Genomic DNA, 12,845 nt, shown 5'->3' on the forward strand with positions numbered 1-12,845 from the left:
AAGCATGATCGAGTTCCACTTGGACGGTCGCTCCGGCGTGGCGCCCTACATGCAGCTGATCCAGCAGGTCCGGCAGGCGCTGCGGCTCGGGTTGCTGCGTGAGGGCGACAAGCTCCCGACCATCAAAGACGTGGTCGCCAAGGTGGCGATCAACCCCAACACCGTGCTCAAGGCCTATCGGGAGCTCGAATACGAGGGCCTGGTGAGCGCCCGCCCCGGTGTCGGCACCTTCATCGCCCGCACCCTCAACGACGAGACCGGCGCGCACGAGCCGCTGCGCGAGGAGCTGCGCGCCTGGCTGCGCCGGGCCCAGGCGGCCGGCCTCGACGCCGACAGCATCGAGGCGCTGTTCGTGACCACCTTCCGCACCCAGCTACAGGAGTCGACATGACCGACCCCGTGTTGCGGGCCACCGGCCTGACCAAGCACTACGGGCGCCGCGCGGCGTTGACCGACTGCACCCTGACCGTCCCGCCCGGCCGGGTGGTCGGGCTGGTCGGCCCCAACGGCGCCGGCAAGACGACGCTGCTGCAGCTGGCGGTCGGCATGCTGACACCGACCGCCGGCAGCATCACGGTCCTCGGTGGCCGCCCCGGCGCCGGCCCGGCCCAACTCGCCAAGGTGGGCTTCGTCGCGCAGGACGCGCCCACCTACGCCGGCCTCACCGTCGCCGAGCACCTGCGCTTCGGCCGGCGCACCAACCCGGGCTGGGACCAGCCGTTCGCCGAGGACCGGATCGCCCAGCTCGGCCTGGACCCCGCGCAGAAGGCCGGCCGGCTCTCCGGCGGCCAGCGCGCCCAGCTCGCCCTCACCCTCGCCGTCGCCAAGCGGCCCGAGCTGCTGGTTCTCGACGAGCCGGTGGCCAGCCTCGACCCGATCGCCCGGCGCGAGTTTCTGCGCGCCCTGATGGCCTACACCGCCGAGCACCGCACCAGCGTGATCCTCTCCTCGCATCTGGTGTCCGACCTGGAGCGGGTCTGCGACCACCTGATCGTGCTGACCGCCTCCCGGGTGCGCGTCACCGGCGAGGTCGACGAGCTGATGGGCAGCCACTACCGGCTCACCGGCGCCCGCCGCGACCCGGCCGACCTGCCCGCCGGCGCCGAGGTGATCGAGCACAGCCACACCGAGCGGCAGTCCACCTTCGTCGTGCGCAGCCTGGTGCCGATCGCCGACGCGTCGCTGACCGTCGAGCAGCTCACCCTCGAAGACCTTGTCCTGGCCTATCTGTCGCCGTCCCTGCCGCCGCACCGGACCGAGTTGGAGACCGCCCGATGATCTGGTTCACCTGGCGCCAGTTCCGCACCCCGGCCGCGATCACCGCCGGCGCGCTGGCCGTGTTCGCGATCGTGCTGCTGGTCAGCGGCAACGCCATCACCGACGCGTACGCGGGCGTCGCCACCTGCCGCAGCGACTGCGGCAACGCGATCGACGCCTTCCTGACCCAGGTGCGCAACAGCGCCGGCGGCACGATCTACAACATCGGACTGGCCATCATGTACGCCGCTCCGCCGCTGATCGGCGTCTTCTGGGGCGCCCCGTTGATCGCCCGCGAGCTCGAGGCCGGCACCCATCGTCTGGCCTGGAACCAGTCGATCACCCGGTCGCGCTGGCTGGCCACCAAGCTGGCCATCGTCGGCGGCGCCACCGCCCTGGCCACCGGCCTGCTGAGCTGGGCGGTCACCACCTGGGCCCACCGCATCGACAGCGCCGCGGCCGACCGGATCACCCCGCTGGTGTTCGGCGCGCGGGGCGTCGTACCCATCGGCTATGCGCTCTTCGCTTTCACCCTCGGCGTCACCTGCGGCATGGTGATCCGCCGGACGGTCCCGGCGATGGCGGCAACCCTCGGGGTGTACGCCGTAGCCGTCGCGTCGATGCCCCTGTGGCTGCGCGCCCACCTCGTGCCGGCGCGCCACGAGACACCGGCGCTCGACATGGGCAACCTGGACGCGCTGCTGATCGACCAGCGGGGCGAGATGCTGGTCAAGCCCAACGACGTCGCCAACGCCTGGACGGTCAGCAACCAGACGGTGACCTCGGCGGGCCAGCCGTTCACCGGCCCGGCCGACCCGACGCACTGCGGCCCGACCGCGCCGATGCGCGGCTGCGACGCGTGGGTGGGTTCGCTGGGCCTGCGCCAGGACGTGGTCTACCACCCGGACAGCCACTACTGGCCGCTGCAGTGGATCGAGGCCGGCATCTTCGTGGCCCTGGCCGCCCTGCTCGCCGCGGTCAGCTTCTGGTGGCTCCGTCGGCGGCTGACCTGACCGTCGCGTCGGGCAGGTCGTGCCCGACCGGGCCGGAGGAAGAAGGTGCCGGCCCGGCGGGCAACGGCCGTAACGCTAGCGCGACCAGGGGCACCACCGCAGTACCGGCCAGCGCAGTCAGCACCGGATAGCCCGCCACCTCGACAACGACGCCGCTCAGGGCACCCGCGGCCGCGCCGGCGACGCCCATCAGCGTGTCGGACAGCCCCTGCGCCGAGGCCCGCACGTCGACCGTCACCGCCTCGGACAGCAGCGTCGACCCGGCCACCATGGTTGCCGACCAACCCAGCCCGAGCAGGAACAGCCCGGCGGTCAGCCGGACCGTGGAGTGGCCGGAGGTGCCGGCCACCGCGCACGCGCCGGCCAGCACAGCCGCGCCGACCAGGATCAGCGCGCGACGGCCCAGCCGGTCGGCGAGCCAGCCGACGACCGGGGAGAACGCGTACATGCCGACGATGTGCACGCTCAGCACCAGGCCGACGATGCGCAGCACGTCGGCGTCGGCGTGCCCCGGCTCCATGTCGATGTGCACCGGAGTCATCGACATCACGCCGACCATGACCAGGTGGCCGACCGCGACGGCGGCGACGCCGAGGCGGGCGACGGGGCTGCCGAAGACCGCGCGGAAGCCGTCGCGCGAGGTCGGCCGGCGAGGGTCGCTGGGCGCCGGCGCCAAGGCGCGGGCGGTCAGCAGGGGATCGGGCCGCAGGAAGAAGAACAGCACCGCGCCGGCGACCACGAAGGCGACCGCGCTGGCACCGAACGGCCCGCCCAGGGTGGGCAGCCCGAGCCGCCGGCCGGCCCCGTCGGCCACCGAGGTGAGGTTGGGCGCGGCCACCGCGCCGAGCGTGGTGGCCCAGACGACCAGCGCGAGTTGCCGGGCCCGGCGGGAGGGCTCGGCCAGGTCGATCGCCGTGTAGCGGGCCTGTAGGTTGGCCGCCGAACCACCGCCGAACGCCGCGAAGCCGAGCAGCAGCAGGAGCAGGCTGCCGACCGCGGCGGCGACCACGACCAACACCGCGCCGGCGGCGCCGACCAGGTAGGCGAGGACCAGACCGCTGCGCCGCCCGTACGCCGTCATGATCTTGCTGATCGGAATGGCGAGTGCCGCCGCGCCGACGACGACCGCGCTTGAGGCCAGACCGGAGACCGCCGTGCCGCCGACCCGGGCGGCCAGCAGGGCGCCGACCGCGATGCCGATCGTGGTGCCGATGCCGGCGACGATCTGCGTGCCGAACAGCAGCCGGAGCGTATGCCGCTGCACCGCCCCGACATCCATCACCGCAGGCTAGTGGCAGGTCCGTCGATATGTAAGGCCGGATCGGCCACTTTCGGCCTTACCGCCGGCCGGCCTGGTAATCCGGGTGAGCCGCACCACCCCCGACCGCCCGGGGAACCCCCGGGTCCGCTCGGGACCAGGGATCGCGGCCCTCCGCAATCGGCGCGCTCGGCGTTACGCTGATTGACGGCAATTGTCCGAAAAGGTGGTGATACCCCGTGTCGACCGCGACCCCGCCCGCGGCCGCGATCCACAACCCGGATCAGCGGCTGCGCGTGTTCGTCAGCTCCACGCTCGACGAGCTCGCGGCCGAGCGGAGGGCGGTCAACGAGGCCGTTCTCCGGCTGCACCTCGCACCGGTGATGTTCGAGCACGGTGCCCGGCCGCACGCACCACGCGACGTCTACCGCGCCCATGTCGCCCAGAGTCACCTCTTCATCGGCGTGTACGGCGAAGACTACGGCTGGATCCCCCCGGGCGCCTCGATCTCGGGCATCGAAGACGAATACCGGCTGGCCGCCGACATGCCCCGGCTGATCTACGTCAAGTCGCCGGCACCCCGGCGCGACCCCCGGCTGACCGAGCTGATCGAAGACATCGAGGACAGCGCCGACGTCTCCTTCCGGCTCTTCAGCGACGCACAGGAGCTGCGGCGGCTGGTCGAGCACGACATCGCGGTGCTGCTGACCGAGCGGTTCCAGGAGAGCGGCGCCGGGCCGGAGACGGCGCCGCTGGCGGCCGTGCCGGTCGCCCGGACCCAGATGTTCGACCGCGACCTGGAGATCGCGGCGCTGAGCGAACTGCTCACCGACGAGGACGTGCGGCTGGTCACACTGACCGGGCCGGGCGGCGTCGGCAAGACCCGGCTGGCCACCGACCTGGCCGACCGGCTGCGCCCGCAGTTCCCGGACGGGATCGGCTACGTCGAACTGTCCGCGGTCAACTCGCCGGACATGGTGATCGACGCGATCGCCCGGGCACTGGGGCTGCGCACCTCGAGCACCTGGCGCCCGCTGGCCGACGTGGTGGCGTTTCTGCGTACCCGGCAGGTGTTGCTCGTGGTCGACAACTTCGAGCACGTCGCCGACGCGGCGCCCGTGCTCGCCGACATCCTCGCCGGCGCCGCCGACGTCACCGCGCTGGTGACCAGCCGCTCGCCGCTGCGGATCAGCGGCGAGCACGCGTTCGCGCTCGAGCCGCTGGCCATCCCGGACCGCGACATCACGCTCGACGTCGTCCGGCACTACGGCTCGGTGCGGCTGTTCGTCGACCGGGCCCGCGCCGCGTCGGGCGAGTTCACGCTGACCGCCGACAACCTGGACGCGGTGGTGGGGATCTGCCGCCGGCTGGAAGGCCTGCCGCTCGCGATCGAACTCGCCGCCGCGAAGATCCGGGTCCTGCCGCCGGCCGCGATCCTGCAGCGGATGGGCCGCCCGCTGGAGTTGCTCACCGGCGGTCCGCGCGACCTGCCGGACCGGCAGCGCACCCTGCGTGACACCGTGGCCTGGAGCTATGACCTGCTCTCCCCGGGCGAGCGGGCGCTGTTGCTGCGGCTGGCGGTGTTCGCCGGCGGCTTCACGCTCGAGGCCGCCGAGGCGGTCGCCGACGCCGCTGCCCTGGGCGGCGACGTGGTCGACGTGGTCGACGCGCTCGACGGACTGGTGCAGAGCAGCCTGGTCCGGCAGGAGACGACACCCACGGCCGAGCCGCGGTTCCGGATGCTCGACAGCATCCGCGAGTTCGCGCTGGACAAGATGCGCGACGGCCCGGACTGGGACGCCGCGCACCAGGCGCACGCCGAGTACTGCCTGGGCGTGGCGGTCGCCGTCGAGCCGTTGCTCAACCGGCTGGCCGAGCGCGGGATGCTGGACCGCCTGGAGGTCGAACACGACAACATGACCGCGTCGATCACCTGGTTCCTCGAGCGCAACGACCCGGAGTCGGCGCTGCGGCTCAGTGAGGCGATCTGGGTGTTCTGGTGGCTGCACGGCCACATCGACGAGGCGCTGCGCTACCTCACCCGGATCTTCGAGATGAACGACTACCTGTCCCGGCGGGGGTACGGCCGCGCGCTGCTCGCCGCCGGCACGATGTCGCTGGCCAGCGGCGACCTGGCCCGGGGCGGGCCGCGACTGGAGCGGGCACTGCTGATCCTGCGCGAGGTCGGTGACATGGAGGGCGTCGCCCGGGCCGCCGGGCCGCTCGGCCACCTCGCGATCGTGACCCGCGACTTCGCCAGGGCGCGCCCGCTGGTCGAGGAGGCCGGCCGGCTCAGCGCACAGAGCGGCGACGACTGGCAGAGCAGCATCTACCACACCCGGCTGGGCTCGATCGCGCTGCTGGAGGGCAACCACGACGACGCGGCCGACGAGTTCCATGCCGCGCTGGTCACCGCACAGCACACCGACGACGCGCTGGGCACCTCGATCGCGCTCTACAGCCTCGGGCTCAACGCGATCAGCCAGGGCGACCTGGCGGAGGCGCACGACTACCTGGCCGACGGGCTGTCCTCGGCCTACGGCAAGGGCGACACCAACAGCCCGCCGCTGTTCATCGCGGCGCTGGCCGACCTCGCCGCCCGGCAGGGCGAGCCCGAACGCGCGGTGCGGCTGACCGCCGCGGCCGAGTCGCTGCGGACGCCGTCGGGGACCACCTGGCTCGCCGCGTGGGTGCTGCCCTGGCCGCAGGACGGGCCGACCGCCGACGCGCTGCGCCGCAAGCTGGGCGGCGCCGTCTACGACAAGGCCCGCCGCGACGGTGGCGCGCTCGGCCTGGACCGCGCGACCGCGGAGGCGTTGGCGACCTGACCCGATTTGCGGCTTGGATCGGGTTACAGACGCCGACCTAGTTGATCATGCAGAGGTCGGGCGATGCTCATACGCTTTCGGATATGCCGTATCGATTCGTGGGTCGGGCGCGAACCGCCGACTCCATCCGCCTGGAACGCCCCCGGCCGACCACGAGCGGCACGGTGCGCGGCCGGGTCGACAAACCCGACGTGAACACGCGGGCCATCCGCCTGCCCGAAGCCACCCAGGCCATCTTCGTCGACCACAGCGGGCGCCGCGGCCGGCGCCTGCGCCGAGCGGCGTACGCCGTGCTCGTGGTGGTGTTGGCCCTGCTCGCGCTGCTCTGGCTGAGCCAGGCGGTCTGGGTGGGCTGATGGCCACCTACCGCGCCGGGCAACGGATCGGCGATACCCAGCACGTCGTCATGCCCGAGCCGAGCCAACCGCGGTTGCGCGGCCGGCGCTGGATCCTCGCCGGGATCGGCACCCTGGTGCTGGCCAACCTGCTCGCGATCGGCGCCTACGCCAACTCCCGGTTCGCGCCCGACAACCAGAACAAGCCAGGGCGGCAGGACACGGTGCCGGCGGCCGTACGCGACGGCGGCCCCGTGGTCGACACGCGCGCCGGGCGGAGCGCGAGCCACAAGGTGCCGGACCGCACCATCGTGCTCACCTTCGACGACGGCCCCGACCCGCGGTGGACCTCACAGGTGCTCGACGTGCTGCACAAGCACGGCGTCAAGGCGACCTTCTTCGTGATCGGTTCGCAGGCCAGCCGGCACCCGGAGTTCGTGGAGCGGATGGTCCGCGAGGGTCACGAGGTCGGCGCGCACACGTTCACCCACCCCGACCTGCCGGGGCTGGCCGGGTGGCGGCAACGGCTGGAGCTGAGCCAGACCCGGTCGGCCATCGCCTACGCCGCCGGCATCACCACGCCGCTGCTGCGGCTGCCCTACTCGAGCGGGGTCGACTCGCTCGACGACGAACACTGGTCGGTGGTCCGCGCCGCCGGTGACCAGGCCATGGTCACGGTGTTCGACGACACCGACAGCCGCGACTGGGCCCGGCCCGGCGCCGACGCGATCGTGCGCAACTCGACGCCCGACGACGGCAACGGCGCCGTGGTGCTGATGCACGACGCTGGCGGCGACCGGGCACAGACGGTCGCCGCGCTCGACCGGTTCATCCCGCAGATGCAGCAGCGCGGCTATCGCTTCGCGACGGTGCAGGAGGCGTTCGGCACGGCGGCGCCCGACCTCGCGCCGGGCCGGGCCAGCACGGCCGACCGGATCCGGGGCGGCCTGCTGGTCTGGGCGGTCAAGGTGTCCGACGGCACCAACCGGGTGCTCTGGGTGCTCCTGCTGCTGGTCGGGGCGCTGACGCTGCTGCGTACCCTGGTGCTCTTCGGTTTCGCCCTTCGGCACGCGCGCAGGCGCCGCTCCCGGACCTGGTCGTGGGGTGCCGAGGTGAACGACCCGGTCACCGTGCTCGTGCCGGCCTACAACGAGGTGCGGACGATCGCCGCGGCCGTGCGCAGCCTGGCCACCGGCACCCATCCGGTGATCGAGGTGCTGGTCATCGACGACGAGTCCGACGACGGCACGGCCGACGAGGTGGCGGCGCTCGACCTGCCCAACGTGCGGGTGGTGCGGGTGCCCGGCGGCGGCAAGGCGGCCGCGCTCAACGCCGGCGTCGCGCTGGCCAGCCACGACCTGCTGGTGATGGTCGACGCCGACACCGTGGTCGCGCCGGACGCGATACACAAGCTGGTGCAGCCGTTCGCCGACCCGGGGGTGGGCGCGGTCGCCGGCAACGTCAAGGTCGGCAACCGGCGCCGGATCATCGGTCGCTGGCAACACATCGAGTACGTCATCGGCTTCAACCTGGACCGCCGCCTCTACGAGACCCTGCGCTGCATGCCGACCATCCCGGGCGCGCTGGGCGGCTTCCGCAAGGCCGCGGTGCTGGCGGCGGGCGGGCTCAGCCGGGCCACCCTCGCCGAGGACACCGACCTGACGATGGCCATCCACCGGGCCGGCTGGCGCGTGGTCTACGAGGAGAGCGCGGTCGCCCGCACCGAGGCGCCCAACACGCTCGGCCAGCTCTGGCGGCAGCGCTACCGGTGGAGCTACGGCACGATGCAGGCGATGTGGCGGCACCGGCGCGCGGTCGTCGAGAAGGGCGCCTCGGGCCGGTTCGGCCGGCGCGGCCTGCCGTTCATCGCGCTGTTCTCGGTCGCCCTCCCGCTGCTGGCCCCGGTGCTCGACATCCTCGCCGTCTACGGGCTCTTCTTCCTCGACCGCAAGGAAGCGCTGATCGCCTGGCTGGCCGTGCTGGTGATCCAGGTGCTCACCGCGATCCTGGCGTTCCGGCTCGACCGCGAGCCGCTGCGGCCACTCTGGGCGTTGCCGTTCCAGCAGCTCGTCTACCGCCAGGTGATGTATCTCGTGCTGGTGCACGCGGCCGCCACCGCGCTGACCGGCGGGCTGTTGCGTTGGCAACACTTGCGCCGCAGCGGGGAGGTCGCCGCCGACGCCGCCTAGTTTCGGGGCTACCTTACGTTTACGTAAGGAACCGAAAGGGGCGTCGGGTGCGACACAAGCTGGACTACAAGTGGGTGGCGCTGTCCAACACCACCCTGGGCATGCTGGTGGCGACGATCAACTCGTCGATCCTGCTGATCGCGTTGCCCGACATCTTCCGCGGTATCGGCATCGACCCGCTCGCACCCGGCAACACCAGCTACCTGCTCTGGATGATCCTGGGCTTCATGGTCGTGATGGCGGTGCTGCTGGTCAGCCTCGGCCGGCTGGGCGACATCTACGGCCGGGTGAAGATGTTCAACCTCGGCTTCGCCGTCTTCACCTTCTTCTCCGTGCTGCTGACCGTCACCTGGATGCACGGCTCCGCCGCGGCACTGTGGATCATCCTGATGCGGGTCGGCCAGGGCGTCGGCGGCGCGATGCTGTTCGCCAACTCGACCGCGATCCTCACCGACGCGTTCCCGGCCAACCAGCGCGGCCTCGCGCTCGGCGTCAACTCGATCGCCGCGATCGCCGGTTCGTTCATCGGCCTCGTGCTCGGCGGCGTGCTCGCGCCGATCTCCTGGCGGCTGGTGTTCCTCGTCTCCGTGCCGATCGGCGTGCTGGCCACCGTCTGGTCGTTCCGCAGCCTCCGGGAGAGTGGCATCCGCCGCAAGGCCAAGGTCGACTGGTGGGGCAACGTCACGTTCGCGATCGGCCTGATCGGCCTGATGATCGGCATCACGTACGGGATCCAGCCCTATCACGAGCACACGATGGGCTGGACCTCGCCGCTGGTGCTCAGCACCCTGATCGGCGGCGTCGTGGTGCTGGTCGTCTTCTGCCTGATCGAGTTGCGGGTCGACGAGCCGATGTTCCACCTCGACCTGTTCCGGATCCGGGCGTTCGCCGGCGGCAACATCGCCACGCTGCTGGCCGCGATGGGCCGCGGTGGCCTCCAGTTCATCCTGATCATCTGGCTGCAGGGCATCTGGCTGCCCCGGCACGGCTACGACTTCACCGAGACGCCGCTGTGGGCCGGCATCTACATGCTCCCGCTGATCGCCGGCTTCCTGGTCGCCGGGCCGGTGTCCGGTTACCTGTCCGACCGGTTCGGCGCCCGGCCGTTCGCGACCGGTGGGCTGGTGCTGGCCGCGGTCAGCTTCGGGCTGCTGATCCTGTTGCCGGTCGACTTCGCGTACATCTGGTTCGCGCTGATCCTGCTCCTGAACGGCATCGGCATGGGCCTGTTCGCGTCGCCGAACTCGGCCGGCGTGATGAACAGCCTGCCGCCCAACCAGCGCGGGGCCGGTGCCGGCATGCTCGCCACCTTCCAGAACACCGCCAGCGTGCTGTCGATCGGTGTCTTCTTCACCCTGATGATCATCGGGCTGGCCGCCGACCTGCCCAGCGCGCTGCAGTCCGGCCTGACCGCGCACGGGGTCAGCTCGACCGACGCGGCCACCGTGGCGGCCCTGCCACCGGTGGCGACGCTGTTCGCGTCGTTCCTCGGCTACAACCCGATGCAGACCCTGCTCGGCCAGCAGACGCTCGACGCGCTGCCGCCCGGCCAGGCCCAGGAGATCACCGGACGCGCCTTCTTCCCCGAGCTGATCTCGGCGCCGTTCCACACCGCGCTCGTCTACGCTTTTATCTTCGCCATCGTGGCGTGCCTGGTCGCCGTCGTCGCGTCACTGCTGCGCGGCGGCAAATACCACCACACCGAGGAGACGACCGTGCCGCCTCGCGAACCTGCCGACGCCGTAGCGCCGTGACCTCGCCCGCTGACCCGCGCTACCGGATCGGCGAGGCCGCCGAGGCCGCGGGCGTGACCCCCCGGACGATCCGCTACTACGAGGAGATCGGCCTGCTCGGCGCGGCGGGTGACCGGCTCAAGGGCAGCCACCGGCTCTACAGCGACGCCGACGTCGAGCGGCTGCGCGAACTGGTTCGACTGCGCGACCTGCTCGGGGTCTCGCTCGAGGAACTGACCCGGCTGGCCGACACCATCGAGGTGCGGGCCAGCCTGCGCGACCAGTGGGCGAGCAGCACCGACGACGCCGACCGGGTGCGGATCCTCGAAGCGGCCGTCGACAACATCGAGCGCCAGCTCGAGCTGGTGCACGCCCGGCAGCGCAGCCTGGCCGAGTTCGCGACCGAGCGGAAGGCGAAACTGGCCGACCTGCACCGGCAGCTGGCCGAGCTGCGCGGCTGAGTTTCGGGTCCGCATCGGCGGGTACCCCGCGATGATGAGCGTTCGGCGGGTACGCGGCATGTCGGCCGAGCCGGAAGTCGTGTTCAACACGGCCACCGACCCGGCCCGGGTGGGCTGGCTGCCCGCCCCGCTGCACCGGCGACCGGCCACGACCGAGCCCGACCTGTTCGCCACCTGGCGCGACGAGGCCGGCGCCTGGTGGGCCGACCTGCGGGTCGACGACGTACCCACCGGCGGCGCCCTGGCGGTGCTGGAGATGGCCGCCGACGGCTTGGACGACCGCGGCCTCGCGCCGGTCGTCGAGCAGTCGCTGTTCGACCTCGATCGCGAGGTGGACGACAGCGTCAGCCCCGGCTGAGCTATTTTTCGGGGCGATGACCCCAGCCCTGCACGTCTTCGACATGGACGGCACGCTCCTGCGTGGCACGTCGGCGAGCCTGCGGATCGCGGAGGCGACCGGCACCGTGTCGGCGGTGGCGGAGTTGGAGGCCGCGTTCGTTGCCGGGCTGATCGACACCGCCGGGTTCGCGGTCGGGGTGCATCGGCTGTGGTCGGGGCTGACCTCTTCGACCGTGGCCGCCGTGTTCGCCGGCGCACCGTGGCTGTCGGGCATTCGGGAGGTCTGCGCCGACATCCGGCGGCGGGGCGAGCGGTCGCTGGTCGTCACGCTGTCGCCGGACTTCTTCGCCTCGCTCCTGCTGGCCGAGGGGGTCGACGAGGTGGTGGCGTCGCGCTTTCCCGCGGTGCCCTTCGTCGCGCCGATCGACCCGGCCGGGATCCTGACGCCGGCCGACAAGGTGCGGGTGGTCTCCTCGGCCCTGTTCCGGCTCGGGGTGCCGTTGTCGCGCTGCGTCGCGTACGGGGACTCTCTTTCGGACGGTCCGCTCTTCGCCCATCTGGGTGCGACGACGGTCGCGGTCAACGCCGACGCGCGGCTGAGGGCGGTCGCGGGGGCCGCGTACGACGGCGACGACCTGCTCGCGGCTTACGCGATCGGGCGGTCGCTGCTCTCCGGCGCGTCAGCAGCGCCGGTCGACGGCGCAGAGCCGGTCGGCGGCCTGTCGGCCGAATAGCCGTATCAGGGACGGCGGACGGGGTCGGGCCGATGCCCCCACGGCGTCGGGCCGATGGTGCCCGATGCCCGACGGGATCGGGCCGTTGGCGCCCGACGGCGTCGGGCTGGTGATGCCCAACGGCGTCGCGCCGATGGTGCCGAACGGGGTCGAGCCGATGATGCCCGACGGCGTCGGGCTGCTCGTGCCCGACGGGGTCGGGCCGATGATGCCCGACGGGTATGGCCCGGCCGGCACCGACCACGTGCCGGTCGCCAGCCAGCCCGCGGCGGCCGCGATCACCAGCACGCTCAGGGCGGCGAGCACCACCGCCCGCTGCCGGCGCCGGTCTCGCCCACGCTCCCGGATCTGGTCGGGCTCGGCCCACGCGACGTCGGGCAGCTCATGGTCGAGCCGACCCGCCAGCTCCTCGAGATCAGCCACGGTCGGCCTCCACTTCCGGCCCGTCGCGGTCGGCGAGCAACAGGGCGAGCGCGGCCCGGCCACCGGCCAGCCCGGCCTTGACCGTGCCGAGCGCAACGCCGCTCTCGTCGGCGATATCGCCGGTCATAGCCCAGCGTCCGCCACACGCTGCCGCGGTAGAAGTCGTCGAAGCTTGCCGTCCGCGCATCGCCCGTGAACCCCTCCCCCACGCCCGATGCGGGAAATACGCCGGAGCGGCGAGAAAGGTTGCATGCACCCTGCAGCGCACATCGCCG

Annotated in this window: 13 protein-coding genes; 10 read left to right on the forward strand and 3 right to left on the reverse strand. The window is 72.3% G+C overall.

Annotation, left to right across the window (positions count from 1 at the left end):
* Positions 1 to 4: 4 nt before the first annotated feature.
* Genes AB0J74_RS29555 through AB0J74_RS29565 form a run of 3 tightly spaced genes read left to right on the forward strand, consistent with a single transcriptional unit; the run spans position 5 to position 2,270 of the window.
* On the forward strand, positions 5 to 391 hold the full coding sequence (locus AB0J74_RS29555; protein ID WP_363453669.1) for a GntR family transcriptional regulator: 387 nt from the start codon (positions 5 to 7) through the stop codon (positions 389 to 391).
* Entirely contained in the window at positions 388 to 1,278 is an 891-nt protein-coding gene (locus AB0J74_RS29560) for an ABC transporter ATP-binding protein (RefSeq protein WP_363453671.1), read from the forward strand. Before AB0J74_RS29555 ends, AB0J74_RS29560 begins: the two co-directional genes overlap by 4 nt.
* Positions 1,275 to 2,270: an ABC transporter permease subunit gene (locus AB0J74_RS29565; protein WP_363453673.1), complete on the forward strand. Its 996-nt coding sequence runs from the start codon at positions 1,275 to 1,277 to the stop codon at positions 2,268 to 2,270. Before AB0J74_RS29560 ends, AB0J74_RS29565 begins: the two co-directional genes overlap by 4 nt.
* Here the strand turns inward: AB0J74_RS29565 and AB0J74_RS29570 are convergent.
* Positions 2,236 to 3,549 carry an MFS transporter gene (locus AB0J74_RS29570; protein ID WP_363453675.1) on the reverse strand — a complete coding sequence of 438 codons (1,314 nt, stop codon included), beginning with the start codon at positions 3,547 to 3,549 and terminating at the stop codon, positions 2,236 to 2,238. The genes AB0J74_RS29565 and AB0J74_RS29570 overlap by 35 nt on opposite strands.
* A 218-nt stretch (positions 3,550 to 3,767) precedes the next feature.
* On the opposite strand from AB0J74_RS29570, the gene AB0J74_RS29575 reads away from it, so the two are divergent.
* From AB0J74_RS29575 to AB0J74_RS29605, 7 genes are all read left to right on the forward strand, one after another.
* The gene (locus AB0J74_RS29575) at positions 3,768 to 6,356 is read left to right on the forward strand and encodes a DUF4062 domain-containing protein (protein WP_363453677.1); all 2,589 of its coding nucleotides are present in this window, start codon (positions 3,768 to 3,770) and stop codon (positions 6,354 to 6,356) included.
* A gap of 83 nt (positions 6,357 to 6,439) precedes the next feature.
* Positions 6,440 to 6,712 (forward strand): hypothetical protein, encoded by a 273-nt coding sequence (locus AB0J74_RS29580; RefSeq protein ID WP_363453679.1) that lies wholly within the window; start codon positions 6,440 to 6,442, stop codon positions 6,710 to 6,712.
* The gene (locus AB0J74_RS29585) at positions 6,712 to 8,880 is read left to right on the forward strand and encodes a bifunctional polysaccharide deacetylase/glycosyltransferase family 2 protein (protein WP_363453681.1); all 2,169 of its coding nucleotides are present in this window, start codon (positions 6,712 to 6,714) and stop codon (positions 8,878 to 8,880) included. Before AB0J74_RS29580 ends, AB0J74_RS29585 begins: the two co-directional genes overlap by 1 nt.
* Positions 8,881 to 8,927: 47 nt before the next feature.
* A complete protein-coding gene (locus AB0J74_RS29590; protein ID WP_363453683.1) occupies positions 8,928 to 10,634 on the forward strand; it encodes an MFS transporter in 1,707 nt (568 codons plus the stop codon).
* Positions 10,631 to 11,074 carry a MerR family transcriptional regulator gene (locus AB0J74_RS29595; protein ID WP_363453685.1) on the forward strand — a complete coding sequence of 148 codons (444 nt, stop codon included), beginning with the start codon at positions 10,631 to 10,633 and terminating at the stop codon, positions 11,072 to 11,074. Before AB0J74_RS29590 ends, AB0J74_RS29595 begins: the two co-directional genes overlap by 4 nt.
* A gap of 34 nt (positions 11,075 to 11,108) precedes the next feature.
* The gene (locus AB0J74_RS29600) at positions 11,109 to 11,432 is read left to right on the forward strand and encodes a hypothetical protein (RefSeq protein WP_363453687.1); all 324 of its coding nucleotides are present in this window, start codon (positions 11,109 to 11,111) and stop codon (positions 11,430 to 11,432) included.
* 16 nt (positions 11,433 to 11,448) lie between these two features.
* Positions 11,449 to 12,147, forward strand: coding sequence for a haloacid dehalogenase-like hydrolase (locus AB0J74_RS29605; protein ID WP_363453689.1), 699 nt, complete (start codon positions 11,449 to 11,451; stop codon positions 12,145 to 12,147).
* Here AB0J74_RS29605 and AB0J74_RS29610 read toward each other — a convergent pair.
* Both AB0J74_RS29610 and AB0J74_RS29615 read right to left on the reverse strand, forming a co-directional pair.
* Positions 12,094 to 12,570 (reverse strand): hypothetical protein, encoded by a 477-nt coding sequence (locus tag AB0J74_RS29610; protein ID WP_363453691.1) that lies wholly within the window; start codon positions 12,568 to 12,570, stop codon positions 12,094 to 12,096. The two genes, AB0J74_RS29605 and AB0J74_RS29610, sit on opposite strands and share 54 nt — an antisense overlap.
* Positions 12,563 to 12,697, reverse strand: coding sequence for a hypothetical protein (locus AB0J74_RS29615; RefSeq protein ID WP_363453693.1), 135 nt, complete (start codon positions 12,695 to 12,697; stop codon positions 12,563 to 12,565). The genes AB0J74_RS29610 and AB0J74_RS29615 overlap by 8 nt, the downstream gene beginning before the upstream one ends.
* Positions 12,698 to 12,845: the final 148 nt, after the last annotated feature.

The organism is Asanoa sp. NPDC049573 (assembly GCF_040676615.1).
GTDB lineage: Bacteria > Actinomycetota > Actinomycetes > Mycobacteriales > Micromonosporaceae > Asanoa.